Origin of the sequence: Paenibacillus donghaensis (assembly GCF_002192415.1) — a bacterium.
GTDB lineage: Bacteria > Bacillota > Bacilli > Paenibacillales > Paenibacillaceae > Paenibacillus_AQ > Paenibacillus_AQ donghaensis.
Genome location: NZ_CP021780.1, coordinates 6,714,401 through 6,730,148 on the forward strand (window position 1 = coordinate 6,714,401; position 15,748 = coordinate 6,730,148).

A 15,748-nucleotide genomic window follows, 5' to 3' on the forward strand; every position below is an offset into this window, starting at 1 on the left:
CCAGCTGTGTGACCATTTCTATCTTCCCCGTTTCATTATCTCTTTAACCGTCTCCGTAATTCCTATTTCAAAAGAGGTGGACGGCACCGGGCCGACCAGCGCTTCATATTTCCGGCCGCTTAAGCGCAGCGGCTCCCGGGTGAGATAGAGCATCTCCACAATCTCCTTCATGACCGGCACCCCCAGACCCAGCAGCGATAAACTTGCTGCGCCCAGTGGAATCACAGGCTTTGTCTTGCCGCTTACTTGCCGGGCGATCCGCACCATTTCCTCGCCGGAGATCACACCGCCGCCGGGAATATGCCAATTCTGCCCGTATGCTTCCTCACGCAGAGCCAGCTCCACGATCATTACGGCCGCATCAGGCAAGTAGACATATTCGCGCGGCACGCTCTTATTGCCGATGAAGAAAGCCGGCTTGCCTGCGGCAATCGCCGCAAGCGTTGATCCGAGATAGGAGGCTTCGTTGGCCGTAGGTCCGTAATAATCGGGCAGCCGCACGATCATCCGCGGGCTCCGTTCCCAGCGGGGGCTGAAGAATAGCTGCTCGAAGGCCAGCTTCACCTGGCCTTTGCGGGTATGCGGGTTCTTCGGGTAATGCTCCTCAATCGGCTGCTCATTCGTGCGGCGTCCATAGGGATAAATCCCATCCACAGCGATAACCTTACTCCCCAGCTGCGATGCCGCCTGCATCACCGACTCCGCCATCGGCAGCAGCTGTGCGCTCATTTCGTTATACGGCACCGAAGCGCTGTGAATGATCAGGTCCACCCCATCGGCAGCGGCAACAATATCCTCGGGTCTGAAGACATCTCCAGTCTTCAGAGACAGCCCGGCGGGATGGCCGAGGCTTCGGGCCAGCCCTTCCAGCTTAGGAAGCGAACGCCCAAAGGCAACCGTTTCTATGCCTCTCTTCAGCAGCTCCGCAATAATTACTGTGCCTGTACCCCCCGTTGCGCCTAACACCAAAGCTTTTGTTACCATAATATATTCCTCCTTATAGTTTGGTTATTTATCAATCACTAACTAATGCTTAAAAAGAGAAGGGCTTGCGCCCCACCGTTTCTCAGCTGTCCCCTTCCTTAACAGAACGGATTACAGCAGCGGCTGCTGTTATTGCCCTAGATGCTTCGGCTTCAATGCCGGCATCTCCAGTGCCATCGAGATATTACAGAGCATGCCGTTCGCCATAAATGTGCTGACGGCTACATCGGGATGCTCCAGACCCGCTGCGGTGAAGAGCTGTTCCATCAGCTCAGTAATACCACCCATTCCCCGCTGCATCGTCTCACGGATCAGCTGATCGCGAATGCCCAGCGCCTGCACCTGCAGAATAATCTCATTGGGATGGGTCTGCATCAGTGCTTCATATACCCCAATAGCCTCCTGGACAATGTCATCCGCAGAAGAATCCAGTCTGCTGAATGCGGTGTTGATCCGCTCGAACGCCCGGCTCAGCGCAGCGACGAACAATTCCTCCTTGTTCTTGAACAGCTTGAAGATATAGGGTTGGGAGATTCCCACCTTCTCTGCGACTTGCGCAGTGGTAGCCCGGTAATAGCCATGCTCGGCAAAAACAACAACAGCAGCCTCCAGAATCTGCTCCCGGCGGTTCACGGACACGGCCTCTTCTCCTTTGGCGCGGACGGAGCTGGTTTCTTTACTCATGAAGGCCTCCTTTGGCAAATCATCTGTTTCTCGGTATATTCCTTGGTTGGTTATTGATCAATCACTATTTAAATGGAGTATAAATCAGCACGATGGAAAATGCAAGTCAAAAAAACGTCCTCAGTCGAACCGAATGGCCCGACGAGGACGTTATCTTGAAACATAATCTGCTATTATCAGGCCTTGCTCCCTGCTAATTACGACTCCACAGCTTGGACAGCAGACGCAGCATTTCCACATACAGCCACACTAGCGTAACCATCAAGCCAAAGGCCCCATACCATTCCATATATCTCGGCGCACCCTGCTGTACACCATTCTCGATGAAATTGAAATCCAGCACCAGATTAAGCGCGGCGATGATCACGATAACCACGGAAATTCCGATCCCGATCAGGCTGTTATCATGCAGATAAGGCACGTTCACACCAAACATCCCCAGCCCGAAGCTGAGCAGGTACACCAGTGCGACGCCTCCGGTAGCAGCCAGCACTCCTAGTCTGAACTTGTTGTTGACCTTGATCACACCGGTACGGTAGACCAGCAGCAGCGCAAAAAATACAGCAATGGTCAACAAGGCAGCCTGCAGCGTAATGCCGTTGTATAACGATTCATAATTGGCTGAGAGCGCCCCCAGGAATACTCCTTCAGCAATCGCATAGACCGGCACCAGATAAGGCGCGGCTGTGGGTCTGAAGCTGACGATCAGGGCCAGCACGAAACCTGCGATTGCGCCCCCCACCATATAAGGAAATACATTCTCCCCGTTAAAATACATCATCCAGGCACTAAACGCGCCGCCGAGCAGAATGATCAATGTAATAAAGGCTTTGTTGACCGTTCCGCCAAGTGTCATCTGTGCTTGCCCGGAGGAAGGACGGGCTTCTTCGAACGTTTTGTCATTAAGCGCGGGATTACCGCTGCGGCCTATCATAAGCCGATCACCTCACCAAGTTATTTTGGAGAAAATAGTTAGTTACTCTTGTCTGCCTCGCTAAAGTATAAGTATACCATCGCTATTCCAAATATTACAGTCAACGCCTGTCTGCCATTTAAGACTATGCTACTGAACCGTCAAAAAGGACCGCCAATTTCCGGCCCTGACTGAATTCATCCTCTGGCGAACAAACCCAAGACCCCCTGCGGGAGTCTTGGGTTTGTCTGCAGCAGCAATTGCGCTAACCGGCCGCTGAATCTACTGGATGATGGACCGGATAAATTCCGTCATTTCATTGCTTGTTCTATTTAACCGTTCAATGACCTCGCTGAAATCGGTCACCAGTTCGGCCTGTGTGTTGGAGGAATCCGCAATCGATTCAATCTCTCGCTCCATCTGCTTGATGGATTGCTGCACATTGCTCAGCGCACTTTCGATACTATGCGTGGCCTCTTTAGTATTGACGGACAGCTTACGCACTTCCTTCGCAACCACACCGAAGCCCGCTCCCTGCTCTCCCACCCGCGCTGCTTCAATGGCCGCATTGAGCCCCAGCAGGTTCGTCTGCTCCGAGATCTCGCGGATGAAGCCGGTCACCTTGTTCACTTCCTGAGAATCGGACACCGCCTTGCGGGAGTTGTCCAGAATCTGCAAGGAGGTAGCTGACAACTGCTCAGCCTGTGCGGCTACAGTCTGGACCATGTCAACCAGATGTCCGGTAACCTCGTTGATCTCATCGGTCAGTTGTCCCAGCTTCGCTTCATTCTCCAGTGTATAGGCAATCGCTAAAGCCCCGACGATGGTTCCATCAGATCCATAGATCGGTACGCCGGACGAGATTACAGTATGACCATAGACTTCTGCCGGGACACGGTTCACACTTGCACGTCCTTCCAGCGCAGCCATTAGAGTAGGATCTTCTTTCACCACAGGGCTGCCCTTGTCCAGTCCAAGGTCGATATTCTTACTGGGAGCATAATAGTGGAACATCTCTCTGTCCGTAACACCAATCATAATATCCTGTGTGTGAATCAGCTTGAAATAAGGCGCGGTAAGGACTAAGGCATCTATAACGTTCATCTGTTCATCTCCTTGAAGAAAGTGTGTATGAAATGTTATCGACACTTTGGCTTCGTTAGTGAAGAGGAACTATATTACAGATGATATCTCTCGCCTTCAGGCAGTGTCGCCGGCCAACCGCTCCAGAATTCTTCGCTTGCGGTACAGCATATGCGCGGCCTCGGCCACTTCCTCCAGCGCCTTGCGGTTGGTGTAGGCACCAAAAAACATCCCTGCCACCGGTACCGCCTGCAACAGCTTCTTCCAGCCCCAATTGTCGCGGTATACGGTGATTACTTCACGCCAGCCCTGAATTTTGGAGACGGCTTCCTTGGTACCGGCAGTAATATCGCCATTGCCGCCCGCCTGCAGATTAAGCTCCTTCAGCAGCGTACGCTTCCCCACCACATCCGAAGAGGAGAATTGCATTACCTTTACCGTGAATACACGCTCCGCCTTATCTCTGGGATCATAGCCATAGCAGAGACCAATCTCTTGAATCACCTTCAGCGACAAGCCCAGAATAGCCGGAATATCGGCAGCAAGTGTAAACACCCCGCCGAAGCCGGTGGTCGCTCCCTGGGCAGTCGCCATATTACGGCGGCTGTGTGCCAGCTGGCGGGACGCTGCGTCCATCACCGCCAAGCGATAGGGCCCAGTCTCAGAACCGCCGGCAGCGCGGCTGGCTTCCGCCATCAGCGAATCCACCTTGCGGCCGGCCACAAGATAATTGCCTCCATTCTGGACATAATTGCCCAGCTCGTCCAGCAGCTGGCCAACCTTGTCATGAATGAACTTAGGGGTGATCTTATCCAGCAGCTTAAACGGCAGGCGGGCAATCCGGTCCCAGATCATCAGCTTGTTCTGTTCCTTCTCCCATTTGGCTACCTCGGCCAATGCGGCACGCAGCTCGTCCGCAGTTTCAAGCGGTGCAGACGGGGGAATCTCCTCGGACATAATTATACCTCCCTTATGATGTACTATACGTCTTATTCTCCTATAGCTTCAGTTTAACATAATGCCCCATTAGCGCCATTCGATTCCCGGCTGTCCCGCCCAGTGCAGTGCGCGGCAAGGGCAGGTGATCACTGCAGCCAGGCCACATACGCCAAGGGACGGTAATCACTACAGCCAGGCCGAGGGCTGAGATGTCAGGCATCCGCGAAGCTGCGTGAAATGCCTGTAATACAATAACCGGCTGCCGCTACACCAGAAACATAGCCGTAACAGTCGTGGCCGCGAGCCCCAGCAGCACCGGCTTCAGATTGCGCCGGGCCAGCTCAAACGGACTGACCCCGCAGATTGCAGCTGCCGGAATCAGCGCCCAGGGGATCAACGTTCCACCGCCAACCCAGATCGCGGCTACCTGCCCAAGCGCAGTCAGCGTAGCCGCGCCGGAGTGAATCGCAGTGGCGAACAGCTGGGCGATTGACCCGGCGAGCGAGATGCCGGAGAAGCCAGAGCCATCCAGACCCGTAATGACACCAACGCCGGTCATCGTAATAGCACCCACTGCTCCGTTAAGCGGAACATGCCCCGCCAGCGCTACACCCAGGTCATTCACTATGCCATGCGAGCCTTCCGGCAGCACATTTCCGAACAGCTCCGTGAAGGCGGAATCGCCAAGATAGAAGAAAGCGGCAATCGGAATCACCGGACCGAATACTTTGAACCCGAAGACAAAGCCTTCAATCAGATAAGCAGTGATTTTCTCCAGCCCCTGATTCCGGTGGGCCAGCAGGGTCACGGCGATTAATATCAGTACAGCGGTCCCGCCGACAAGCGCAGTGGCATCGCCGCCCTGCAGCCCAAGGGCGAACATCGCCGCAAGGTCTGCCAGAAACAGCAGCGGAATTAGAATCGCCAGCACCTCTCTAAGCCTAGGAGACAGCGTTGCCGGCGCATCCTCCCCGGGCTTGCGGTCTCCAAGTGCTGCCGAGACCACCTGAGCAGACACCAAACCGTCTCTCCAGCTTCCGTTCTTCTGGTCCCGGCGCATCATCCAGAAGGCACTCACCGTAGTAACCACGCCCATAACGATAACCAGCGGAATACTCGCCTCCATTACACTCGACACTGACAGACCTGCGGCATCCGCCGTCAGCTTGGGTGCGCCCTGAATAATATAATCGCCGGAGAGCGCAATTCCGTGGCCGAACAGATTCATCGCGATGGCTGCTCCCAGCGCAGGCAGCCCCACACGGACTGCGACCGGCAGCAGCACTGCGCCTACTAGAGCGACAGCGGGTGAAGGCCAGAAGAAGAACGACGTGACCATCATAATCAATCCGATTCCCCAGAAGGCCATCGCCGGCGTGCGCAGGAACCGGGTAAGCGGTGCAACCATCGTCTCATTGATGCCGGTGACAATGAGGATTCGGCTCATCGCCACAATAATGGAAATAATCATAATGGTGCCTATCAGTTCCTTGGTAGCGTAGATAAAAGAATTAAAGATTCCCGATACGGACCCGCTGAGAGTAGCCGTAGCCAGCAGCCCAAGAGAAAATATACCTACTACACAAATCATCGTCGTATCCCGCCGCCGGACCAACAGCGCCATAATAAATACAATAAACACCAGATAGACCCAATGGATCGCAGCCAGCTGGATTTCCATTTCAGCACCCTCCCCCAAAGCCCGTATACCAGTTTGGTGCTATATGCTATGCGTAGGCATGAGCTTAGGTTCGCTGGGCAGGAAACTTGCTGCGCAGCGGGAGCAGTGTTACAATTTGCCCAGTCTAATCTCAAAGAGATCGGGTGAGAACAGCCATGAAACATTCAGAACCAAATCAGGAGAAAACCGATGGCATCTCTCAGCGCAGACTGTCCTTGGCCCGGCTCAGGCAAGTACCTTCCATTTCTTCAGACTCAGTCAGCCTGGGTGCCACTCTCGCCGTTGTCGGCGGATTCCTGGATGCCTACACCTTCGTTACCCGGGATGGGATATTCGCCAATGCCCAGACGGGCAATGTGGTGCTGTTTGGCGTGGAGGCAGCGCTGGGGCAGTGGAGCCAGGCCTTGCTCCATTTGCCGCCCATCCTGGCTTTTATGCTTGGGGTTGCGGTAGCCGAGACCCTCAAACGGCCTGCACTGCAATCTGTACTGCGTGAACCTGCCCGGGCCGTGCTGCTGGTGGAGATTGCGGTCCTCCTGATCGTCGGCTTGCTGCCGCGGCATGTACCTGATATGTTCGTTACCGTTGCTATTTCCTTCGTCGCTTCGATTCAAGTCTCTGCCTTCAGCAGGCTGATCAAATGGCCTTACAGCAGCACAATGACGACCGGGAATTTGCGTACTGCTACCCAGGCCGCTTACCAGGCCTGGATCGCCCGCGACCGGGAAGCTGCCGAGCGTTTCTTGCGGTTCGCTACGATCATCGCCAGCTTTCTGGCGGGAGCCTTCACAGGAACGTTCTCCTCGCTCTATCTTGGCAACCGGGCCATCTGGGTTGCCGCCGGAATTCTGCTGCTGACCCTGCTGCTGTACAACCGCGAGCTTGCGGAGAATGCTCCGGCCGGATAAGAAGAAACGGATAAATTATGGTGATTATATTTTCAAAAAAGCACCGTCCCCGGAGGTCACCAGGGACGGTGCTTTTTTTCTTTTCTATAAGAATTCGGGGAATTTCTCGGGTCACAGCAAGCATTTATAATCTTGCCCTGAAACGTTCAGAACAAATAGATGCGAAAGTGGTTACTACTTAGGTCCAGGCAAGAAATTCTACCGCTAGTTGGACGAAGGTTGGGCGTTCTGGTGAGATTATAGGGAATTTTTACCACTAATGAGGTCCTATCCGCTCCGAAAATCCCTAAATGGACGATGTAGTGGTAACTTTTCCCTATAAGACACGACAATCGAGCATGAGCCAGGTTTTAACGGTAGTTTTTCCCCATAGCCACCTCTGTTGTACTCCGAAGGCGCAAACCTACTTGGGGATGGCTGGGGCCCTAAGTAGTAACCGAAAGTGCAACTAAATTCCGCCAAACCGTCAGTAATTAGGCGATTAAGTGTGATTCTGCAACTAATTTCGAGTAAATCGATCATCTGATGCTCATAACCCTGAATTAGATGCACTTTCGCAACTAATTCTATGGATACTTTCAGTGAACCAATCGGTGAAGCCACAGGCCTTCCTTAATATTGCCGGTTCCATCCCGGTTCCCGGGGAAGAGGGCTATAGCATCAGCGATGTGGCGGTATCCAGCGCCCAAGCGTTCCCCTGTGGACAGCAGCAAGAAATAATGGATTCGTAGGACCTAAGGCAGCGTGACGGTGAAGCTCTGGAACGTGATATCGTCTGCCGTCCCGGGCATGCGTTCGACCGGGGTAGCCTGCCCGGCATCATCCAGCGCGACGCCGCCCCCGTCCGTGGCTTTTGTCAGATAAGGGGTAATGGTCAGCTCCTTCGTATCTGCCGCAGCCGGATCATACAGCCGGGAACCCTTGCCGTATTCGATTCCAGCCTTCCGTTCACTTGTACTTCCTCCGGAATGTGATGGCAGCTCCTGGCCATGCTCATCCACGATACGGAATTCCAGGTCTTCGGCCCTGCTGGTCTCATCGGCTACTGTCTGGTAGAAGAGTCTGATGCCGGCTGGTCCTATTTTCAGATTGGAGATGTTAAGCTCTATCCCACTGGCCTCCTGCTTGTGGTCAATGGCTAGACGGGTAACGTCACCGCTAAGACTGACAGGAAGCGAGAAGTCCCATTGCTTGCCTCCTTCGCCTTGAAAGCTCAGGCCCAGCATGAAGCGCTCAGGCAGACCATCAAAAGCATCCAGATCAAAAATCCCGGCCACATAGCTCGGAGACAGCTCCGTCCGTTTGTCCCCTCCTGCAAAACCCAGGGCCTTGCCGTTAACCGTGACGTCCATTCTCGAGAACCCGTTCAAGCTGGTCAGCGGCTTCTCCGACTGCAGAGAATAGCCGATCGTGAATCTGGTTCCGTCGTAGAAAACTTCATCGATCGTGAGCGACACATCACCCGAGGTCTGCGATTGTCCCACGGCCGTGCTCAGCCCTTGATCGCTGACCTGCTTCAATCCGATGTCTTCCGACTGGCTGAAGATGGAGCCAAGCAGCGGAATCTGCGACACCAGCCCGGCCATAGCTGGAGAAACCGCAGCCGATCCGAGCAGCAGTCCGCAAGAAACGGCCGCTGTCATGGCAATTCTGAGTGCCCATCTCTTCCGCTTCACCGGCACCCGGCCTGCCGGGCCCTGCTGCGGCTGCTGCACCGTCTGCGTAATAATGGCATCCAGCTTATCCAGCGGCACCTCTATTCTATCGATGTCCTGCTTAAATGAGCGAATCGGTTCGGTCATCGTAATAAGCCCCCTTTAATCGTTTCTTGAGCTCCGTTAATCCCCGGTGAATATGGGTCTTCACGGTTCCTTCCGGGCAGTCCAGCATACCCGCAATCTGCTTAACTGAGTAATCCTTGTAATAACGCAGCAGCAGCACCGTCTTATATTTCTCCTCAAGCTGATCCATGGCCTCAAGCAGATCCAGCTGTTCTTCATGCCCGCCTGCGGCGGGTGAAGTTTCATACTCCATCAGCAGCTCGGGGCTGAAGGGGATGATTTTCTGCTTTTTTTTCAGCTGGGCAATGGCGGTATAGATCAGAATTCGCGTCACCCAGGTGGAGAAATATTGTTCCTTGCGGAGTGTAGATATGGACAGGAATGCCTTATAGACCGTTTCCTGAAACACCTCCAGGGCATCGGCTTCATTGCGCATATACACATAGGCCAGCTTATATAATTTCTCTTTCTCTTCGTGCATCAGTTCCTGAAAGGCCTCGGCATCTCCCTGAATGGCACGCGGGACCCAATCGGTCTTATTGTTCAATGGCTACTCCCTCCTCATCTCCCTTATTAGAGCAGCCGGAGATGCGAAACGTTTCAAAGAAATAAATGATGACTGTTGCTCCAAACTTTACAGATGATCTGCACAAATAGTATTATAATGGGCGTATTGTTCTATTGATGAATGAACCCGTGAAGGAGACTGTGTGTATGGGCAAGCAGAATCAGGCGCAGATTGCGTATAACAGCATTCTTCGGGATATCCAGGAGAACCAGCTAACTCAAGGCCAGCCCATCATAGAGGAAGAATACGCCAGAAAGCTGGAAATGAGCCGGACTCCCGTAAGAGAAGCTATACGGATTCTCTCTGTCGAGGGGTTCGTTACAGTCTATCCCCGCAAGGGGGCTTATGTCAGTGTGCTGACCGCACAGGATGTGAATGATTGTTATGAGATGATGGAAGCCGTCGAAGGGATGATCGCCTATCTGGCCGCTCAGCAGCCCTCGGAGGAACATATTCACCTGCTTAAAGAGCTTATTATTAGCATGAATGAGCAGAAGAGCCTGTCCAACTTTCATAAGTGGAAGGAATATGATATCCAGTTCCACCGTACGCTGCACCTTATGTGTGCCAACAAGCTGCTGACTTATCACGTGGAGAAGCTGTTCCATAAAACCTATCAGATCCAGACACAATTTGTAAGCGGTGTGAATCTGGAGAAGGCAACCCTGGAGCACCAGGCCATTGTTGACTCTATTATCCAGAGAGACAGCGAGCAGGCGCGTCACTACACCCAGCAGAACTGGAGCAGAGCGCGACATGAGCTTGTGAATTATGGTTACGGGGACAAGCCCTTATAAATCAGATCTGGCAATAGACGAGGTTGATCATACTTTGGATACGGAGCAAAGCTGTTTTTTCGACATCCCCCACCTTTGGGCGATGCGAAAAAACAGCTTTTTTGCTATTATGTTACTTTACCTGACGCAAATCACCCATAAATAATTTCTTTCACCCCTCTTATGTAACTTTTGTTGACAGGACATAAGCATCTGGTTTAGATTGTATACAATAACAAAAACAATATGTTTATAAAAGAAATCAAGGGGGATTACACCATGACTATCGATATCAGCCAGCTGCCAATCATTGACGACCACTGTCATCCGTTTATGCCAACCCGGGAGAAAAGGGACTTTGACAATTGTTTCACCCTTTCCCTCATTCCTCCGAAGAGTATCGATACCCGAAACACGCTTTTGTTCAAAATGGTCCGCAAAGAAATGATCTCTCTGCTGCAGCTCGACCCGGCCATCACCGACGATGAGCTGATCAGGCACAGAAATGAACGGTACAGAAGCAATCCCAAAGCCTATGTAGATATGCTGTTCAAGGATATCGGGCTTGAATCGCTGCTGGTAGATTACGGTTTTCCGGTCATGGGCTCGCGCTTGTCGGCCGATGAGCTGGATTGGTTCCACCAGACTTCATCCTCTGTACCCACTCGCCGCATTCATCGCGTGGAAGCTACCTATCACCGCTTGTTCGAAGAGCGGGTCGGCTTCGAAGAGCTGGAGGAACTGTATATCAGCGAGCTGCGTGATGAGGTGGAGCACCAGGGGGCTATCGCCTTCAAGACGGTGATTGCCTACCACACAGGTCTAAAAATGAACAAGATCAGCAGATCACAGGCCACCGCAAGCTATAGCAAGTTTCTGGATACGCCTGACGATCTGGCTGCTGAAAAGGATGTGCGCGACTACCTGGTACTGCTTGCCTTTGAGCTGTGCATGGAATACGACATCCCCATTCAGATGCATTCCGGCGCAGGGGATGCCCCCATGCTGGATGTGAAGCTGTCGAGTCCACTCCTGATGCATGATATCGTCAGCGATCCCCATTACCAGGCGGTCAAGATTATTTTCATCCATACCGCTTACCCGTTCGTCGAAGAAGCCGGTTATCTTGTTAATCAATATCACAATGTGTATCTCGATCTGTCGTCCATGATTCCGTTCAGCAGCATCGGGGTTCAGCCTAAGCTCCGCCAGATCTTTGAGATGGCTCCCTTCACCAAAGTGATGTATGGCTCGGACGGCTTCAACATTCCCGAGGTCAGCTGGCTAGGGGGCAGAATAATCAAGAAAGAGCTTGGGAAGTTCCTGAATGACCTAGTTGAGGACCAGTTGATCAGTGAAGACTATGCCTATACAGCCGCCGGTTTGGTTCTCTCGGAGAACGCGCGCAACCTCTATCTCCGCAACTGGGACAGACGGACAAACGGATAGATATTAAACAGGTAACAAGATCAACATCTGCATTGAAGGAACAACAAACTACAGGATAAGGGGATATATACGATGCGTAATAAGTTGTATGGAAAAGCGATGGCGGGCGTTCTGGCACTATTGATTACGGCAACAGGTTGTGGCGCTGGCCAAGCCGAGCCGGCTCCATCGGCATCCGATAACGCATCGGGCGGACAGGTTCAGGAAGGCGGCAAACTGGTCGTCACCTCCTTCGGCGGGGCCATTGAGGAAACGCAGCGGGCCTACATTAAACAATTCGAAGAGGAATATAACGCCGAGGTTGAAGTGGTGACGCTGTATTCAGCAGATGCACTGGCCAAGATCCGCGCCGAGAAGAACAACCAGACGATTGATGTCGTGCTGTTCTCGGGCGGACAGGAGCAGATTGCCGCTAAGGAGGATCTAATTGCCAAGCTGGACCCGGCGGCGATGGAGAATCTGGATGACCTCTATCCGCAGGCGCTAAGTGCCGATGGGTATGGGCCTACCTTCGGGTATGAGGCGCTCGGCATGATCTATAACAGCGAAGATATTACTACACCACCCACCTCCTGGAAGGACCTCTGGAAAGAGGAATATAAGGGCAAGGTCGGCCTTGTGGATATTTCCAACACCTACGGAAACCAATTCCTTGTAGCTGTAGCCAAAATGAACGGCGGCGGCGAAGACAACATTCAGCCTGGGCTGGATGCAATTAAAGACTTGCTGCCAAATGCAGCTGCGATTGTAAAATCCAGCCCCGAGGTAGGCAGCCTCTTCGCCCAAGGCGAAGCCTCCATTGCTCCATTTGACTCCGGGTATGCTTATACCTTCGGCAAGCAGGGCATCCCGATTCATTTTGCCACACCGCAAGAAGGGGCCGTCGGCATTTATATCAATGCACAGGTCGTCAAGGGCAGCAGCAACCCTGAGCTGGCCCAGAAGTATATTGACTTCCTGCTCCGTCCGGAGATCCAGCAGCTCACCGCTGAAGGCGGCGGTTACTCTCCAACCAACGCCCAAGCTAAATTGTCCGAAGACCTTAAAGCCATCATTCCAAGCAGCGAGGAAAGCTTCAACAAGCTGACCCGGCTTAACCTGGAGCTGGTCAATGCCAACAAAGCAGCGTGGATGGAGCAATGGAGCAAACTTATTACGGAGTAAGAACATTCTGAACCATTAACAATGAAGGGAGCTGCATAACGGTGTTGAAACGTATACCCCCCTACTGGATACTGCTCGCTCCCGGGCTGCTGATCTTCCTGCTTGTGTTCGTTCTGCCACTGGGTCGCCTGCTGGTGTTGAGCTTCTACAAGACGGACCCGTCAGGGGCAATGGAAGCCGCAGCTGTGCTGGACCAGTACACCAGGTTCTTCACTGATCCCTTTTACCTCCAAATGTTATGGCGCTCGGTTTATATTGGTGTGGCGGTAAGCCTGATCTGTCTGGTTCTGGGATATTGCCTGGCTTATGGCGTATCCCGCTCCCAGAGCAAACACCGGTTCATGCTGCTGATGCTGATCGCCCTTCCACTGTTGACCAGCGCAGTAATCCGCAACTTTGGCTGGATTATTATTCTGGGCCGCAAAGGCATTCTGAATCAGACGCTGCAGGGGATCGGCATCATCCAAGAGCCCTTGGATCTGCTGTATACACCGACTGGAGTCATTATCGCGCTGGTTCATGTCATGCTTCCTTATATGGTGCTTGTACTGTATTCGGTGCTGGATGGTCTAGACCGCACACTGGAGAGCGCCGCTGCCAATCTGGGAGCTTCAAGCTGGAAGATCTTCTGGTTCGTAACCCTGCCCTTGTCTAAGCAGGGAATTATAGCAGGCACCCTGCTGGTGTTCTCGATCACATTAAGCTTTTTTGTCACTCCGTCCCTAATCGGGGGAGCCAAGGTGAAGCTGATGGCTACGGAAATATATAATCAGACCATAAATTTGCTTAACTGGCCATATGCCTCTGCCATGGGTGTAATTCTGCTGTTGACGATGCTGCTGGTTACAAGTCTCTACAGACGGGTACTGGCAGGCCGTAAGCCGGAAGGAGTCCATTAATATGAGACGAAGATTCCCACTGCTCACAATCGTAAATACACTGATTTATTTGTTTATTATGGCGCCACTGCTTGTCATCGTAATCTCGTCCTTTAACCCGGGTGAATATCTGGTGTTCCCGTTTCAAGGCTTCTCCTTGCGCTGGTATGAAGCGGTTCTGACTGGCGGACGTTATACCGAACCGTTCTGGACAAGCATTAAGCTGGCTATTGCGACCACCGTAGTCGCCCTGCCTCTGGGCACCATGATCGCCTATGCAATCCAGAGATTTGATTTCCGGTTCAAAAGCGCGCTGCAGGGCCTGTTCCTGTCCCCGCTGGTAATCCCTACCTTGCTGTTTGGAATCGGACTGCTTATCTTCTTCAGCTATCTGGGCGTACGGATGTTCTTCCTGAGGCTGCTGCTGGCCCATATTGTATTGATTATTCCTTATGTGGTAAGGACAATGCTGGCCGGATTCTCGCAGATGGAACGGGCTGTGGAAGAGGCTTCTATTATATTGGGGGCTTCCCCTGTCAAAACCTTCTTCCTGGTCACTCTGCCGCTGGCGAGACCGGCGCTGCTGGCGAGTGCTTTCCTCAGTCTGGTCTTGTCCTTCGATGAGCTTGTGATTGCACTGTTTCTGACCGGTCCGGGGATTCACACCCTCCCGATGACGATTTATTCTGACATTCAGTTTAATCTCTCGCCTTCGCTCGCAGCCGTATCCTCCATTATCATTGCCGGCACGATTCTCATCGGCCTCTTGGGCATTGCGGTCATGCGCCGGAGCCAGAAAACTTAAGACGGGAGGTACAGACATGAGTCAATTGAAGATCAACAACCTTGTAAAGCAATACGGAAGCAACACGGTGGTCAAGAATCTGAACATCACGGTGGAAAGCGGGGAAATGCTCTCCCTGCTCGGTCCCAGCGGCTGCGGCAAGACAACAACGCTGCGTATGATCGCCGGTATGCACGCGCCCACCTCCGGGACCATCGAGCTGAACGGGCTGGATCTGACCCATGTTGCCCCCCACAAGCGCAACGTGGGTCTAGTGTTCCAGAACTATGCTTTATTTCCTCATCTAAATGTATTTGAGAATGTTGCCTTTGGATTGAAACGCCACGGCGTAGCGAAGCCGGAGATTAAACAGCGCGTGCTGGCAGCGCTGCAGTCGGTGCAATTAGCAGAGTTCACCGAACGTTTCCCGGGGCAGATGTCCGGCGGCCAGCAGCAGCGGGTCGCACTGGCTAGGACACTTGTGCTCAAGCCTCCACTCGTGCTGTTCGATGAGCCGCTCAGCAACCTTGATGCCAAGCTAAGACAGGCACTCGGCATTGAGATTCGCGTTCTGCAGCGGGAGTATGGCTTCACAGGGATCTTCGTCACCCATGATCAAGAGGAGGCCATGGTCATTTCAGATCGGATCGCTGTTATGAACGGCGGGAAGATTGTCCAGATTGGCTCTCCCCAGCAAATCTATCTGCATCCCGCCGATCCGTTCGTGGCAGATTTCGTAGGCGAATCCAACCTGTTGCCAGTATCCCATGTGCAGAACAAGGATAAGTTATGGCAATTCCAGTTGGCCGGAGGACATCGGCTTACCGCCGAGAGGAGCAGCGATGCCCCGCCTCCGACATATGTAATGATCCGGCCGGAATCGGCCGTTGTGCAGCGCCGCAGCCCGGGAGCTGATATCCCGGCAAGTGCGGATGTAAACACATTGACCGGAGAGGTGACCTATATTAATTACTCAGGCTCCTCTTATCTGGTCGGGGTAGCCATAGAGCAGTTAGAGCAGCAATTCATTGTCCGGCTGCAGAATACAAGAAAAGAGCTGGACCTGCGCATCGGTGAGCAGGCGTTAATTGAGTGGCCGGTTCACGAAACCCTCACCTTCTAACAGGAAAGCTCTTATATTACAGTAAACAAGCCA

General features: G+C 52.9%; 17 protein-coding genes. 8 read left to right on the forward strand and 9 right to left on the reverse strand.

Going from position 1 to position 15,748, the window contains the following annotated elements:
• Window positions 1-18 precede the first annotated feature (18 nt).
• The 7 genes from B9T62_RS30395 to B9T62_RS30420 form a co-directional block, all read right to left on the reverse strand.
• The gene (locus B9T62_RS30395) at window positions 19-984 is read right to left on the reverse strand and encodes an NAD-dependent epimerase/dehydratase family protein (protein WP_211296369.1); all 966 of its coding nucleotides are present in this window, start codon (window positions 982-984) and stop codon (window positions 19-21) included.
• A gap of 129 nt (window positions 985-1,113) precedes the next feature.
• A complete protein-coding gene (locus B9T62_RS30400) occupies window positions 1,114-1,668 on the reverse strand; it encodes a TetR/AcrR family transcriptional regulator (RefSeq protein ID WP_087918678.1) in 555 nt (184 codons plus the stop codon).
• Between the two features lie 193 nt (window positions 1,669-1,861).
• On the reverse strand, window positions 1,862-2,602 hold the full coding sequence (locus tag B9T62_RS30405; RefSeq protein ID WP_087918679.1) for a Bax inhibitor-1/YccA family protein: 741 nt from the start codon (window positions 2,600-2,602) through the stop codon (window positions 1,862-1,864).
• Window positions 2,603-2,863: 261 nt separating this feature from the next.
• Window positions 2,864-3,685: a methyl-accepting chemotaxis protein gene (locus B9T62_RS30410; RefSeq protein WP_087918680.1), complete on the reverse strand. Its 822-nt coding sequence runs from the start codon at window positions 3,683-3,685 to the stop codon at window positions 2,864-2,866.
• Window positions 3,686-3,781: 96 nt separating this feature from the next.
• Complete coding sequence (locus tag B9T62_RS30415) at window positions 3,782-4,621, reverse strand: EcsC family protein (protein WP_087918681.1); 840 nt, start codon at window positions 4,619-4,621, stop codon at window positions 3,782-3,784.
• A 40-nt stretch (window positions 4,622-4,661) separates the two neighbouring features.
• Complete coding sequence (locus B9T62_RS39580; RefSeq protein ID WP_157794066.1) at window positions 4,662-4,823, reverse strand: hypothetical protein; 162 nt, start codon at window positions 4,821-4,823, stop codon at window positions 4,662-4,664.
• 45 nt (window positions 4,824-4,868) lie between these two features.
• Window positions 4,869-6,284, reverse strand: coding sequence for a hypothetical protein (locus tag B9T62_RS30420; RefSeq protein ID WP_087918682.1), 1,416 nt, complete (start codon window positions 6,282-6,284; stop codon window positions 4,869-4,871).
• Window positions 6,285-6,439: 155 nt separating this feature from the next.
• Between B9T62_RS30420 and B9T62_RS30425 the strand changes: the two genes are divergently transcribed.
• Both B9T62_RS30425 and B9T62_RS39585 read left to right on the forward strand, forming a co-directional pair.
• On the forward strand, window positions 6,440-7,192 hold the full coding sequence (locus B9T62_RS30425) for a YoaK family protein (protein ID WP_087918683.1): 753 nt from the start codon (window positions 6,440-6,442) through the stop codon (window positions 7,190-7,192).
• A gap of 581 nt (window positions 7,193-7,773) precedes the next feature.
• Window positions 7,774-7,923, forward strand: a complete 150-nt coding sequence (locus B9T62_RS39585; RefSeq protein WP_157794067.1) for a hypothetical protein — start codon at window positions 7,774-7,776, stop codon at window positions 7,921-7,923.
• A gap of 3 nt (window positions 7,924-7,926) precedes the next feature.
• Here the strand turns inward: B9T62_RS39585 and B9T62_RS30430 are convergent, their stop codons facing one another.
• A complete protein-coding gene (locus B9T62_RS30430) occupies window positions 7,927-8,994 on the reverse strand; it encodes a DUF4179 domain-containing protein (RefSeq protein ID WP_087918684.1) in 1,068 nt (355 codons plus the stop codon).
• Entirely contained in the window at window positions 8,969-9,520 is a 552-nt protein-coding gene (locus B9T62_RS30435; RefSeq protein WP_087918685.1) for a sigma-70 family RNA polymerase sigma factor, read from the reverse strand. Before B9T62_RS30435 ends, B9T62_RS30430 begins: the two co-directional genes overlap by 26 nt.
• Before the next feature lie 167 nt (window positions 9,521-9,687).
• On the opposite strand from B9T62_RS30435, the gene B9T62_RS30440 reads away from it, so the two are divergent.
• From B9T62_RS30440 to B9T62_RS30465, 6 genes are all read left to right on the forward strand, one after another.
• Window positions 9,688-10,338 carry a GntR family transcriptional regulator gene (locus B9T62_RS30440; protein WP_169834453.1) on the forward strand — a complete coding sequence of 217 codons (651 nt, stop codon included), beginning with the start codon at window positions 9,688-9,690 and terminating at the stop codon, window positions 10,336-10,338.
• 258 nt (window positions 10,339-10,596) lie between these two features.
• Complete coding sequence (locus B9T62_RS30445) at window positions 10,597-11,766, forward strand: amidohydrolase family protein (RefSeq protein WP_157794069.1); 1,170 nt, start codon at window positions 10,597-10,599, stop codon at window positions 11,764-11,766.
• Between the two features lie 72 nt (window positions 11,767-11,838).
• Window positions 11,839-12,930: an ABC transporter substrate-binding protein gene (locus B9T62_RS30450; protein WP_087918688.1), complete on the forward strand. Its 1,092-nt coding sequence runs from the start codon at window positions 11,839-11,841 to the stop codon at window positions 12,928-12,930.
• Window positions 12,931-12,971: 41 nt separating this feature from the next.
• A complete protein-coding gene (locus B9T62_RS30455; protein WP_087918689.1) occupies window positions 12,972-13,829 on the forward strand; it encodes an ABC transporter permease in 858 nt (285 codons plus the stop codon).
• 1 nt (window position 13,830) lies between these two features.
• Entirely contained in the window at window positions 13,831-14,613 is a 783-nt protein-coding gene (locus B9T62_RS30460; protein ID WP_087918690.1) for an ABC transporter permease, read from the forward strand.
• A gap of 16 nt (window positions 14,614-14,629) precedes the next feature.
• The gene (locus B9T62_RS30465; protein ID WP_087918691.1) at window positions 14,630-15,715 is read left to right on the forward strand and encodes an ABC transporter ATP-binding protein; all 1,086 of its coding nucleotides are present in this window, start codon (window positions 14,630-14,632) and stop codon (window positions 15,713-15,715) included.
• Window positions 15,716-15,748 lie beyond the last annotated feature (33 nt).

Bases quoted from the DNA above. Each gene is read 5' to 3' on its own strand.
- B9T62_RS30405 (WP_087918679.1), bottom strand. From the start codon at position 2,602: ATGATAGGCCGCAGCGGTAATCCCGCGCTTAATGACAAAACGTTCGAA.
- B9T62_RS30465 (WP_087918691.1), top strand. From the start codon at position 14,630: ATGAGTCAATTGAAGATCAACAACCTTGTAAAGCAATACGGAAGCAAC.
- B9T62_RS30460 (WP_087918690.1), top strand. From the start codon at position 13,831: ATGAGACGAAGATTCCCACTGCTCACAATCGTAAATACACTGATTTAT.
- B9T62_RS30415 (WP_087918681.1), bottom strand. From the start codon at position 4,621: ATGTCCGAGGAGATTCCCCCGTCTGCACCGCTTGAAACTGCGGACGAG.
- B9T62_RS30410 (WP_087918680.1), bottom strand. From the start codon at position 3,685: ATGAACGTTATAGATGCCTTAGTCCTTACCGCGCCTTATTTCAAGCTG.
- B9T62_RS30440 (WP_169834453.1), top strand. From the start codon at position 9,688: ATGGGCAAGCAGAATCAGGCGCAGATTGCGTATAACAGCATTCTTCGG.
- B9T62_RS39580 (WP_157794066.1), bottom strand. From the start codon at position 4,823: ATGCCTGACATCTCAGCCCTCGGCCTGGCTGTAGTGATTACCGTCCCT.
- B9T62_RS30425 (WP_087918683.1), top strand. From the start codon at position 6,440: ATGAAACATTCAGAACCAAATCAGGAGAAAACCGATGGCATCTCTCAG.
- B9T62_RS30400 (WP_087918678.1), bottom strand. From the start codon at position 1,668: ATGAGTAAAGAAACCAGCTCCGTCCGCGCCAAAGGAGAAGAGGCCGTG.
- B9T62_RS30450 (WP_087918688.1), top strand. From the start codon at position 11,839: ATGCGTAATAAGTTGTATGGAAAAGCGATGGCGGGCGTTCTGGCACTA.
- B9T62_RS30420 (WP_087918682.1), bottom strand. From the start codon at position 6,284: ATGGAAATCCAGCTGGCTGCGATCCATTGGGTCTATCTGGTGTTTATT.
- B9T62_RS30445 (WP_157794069.1), top strand. From the start codon at position 10,597: ATGACTATCGATATCAGCCAGCTGCCAATCATTGACGACCACTGTCAT.
- B9T62_RS30430 (WP_087918684.1), bottom strand. From the start codon at position 8,994: ATGACCGAACCGATTCGCTCATTTAAGCAGGACATCGATAGAATAGAG.
- B9T62_RS30395 (WP_211296369.1), bottom strand. From the start codon at position 984: ATGGTAACAAAAGCTTTGGTGTTAGGCGCAACGGGGGGTACAGGCACA.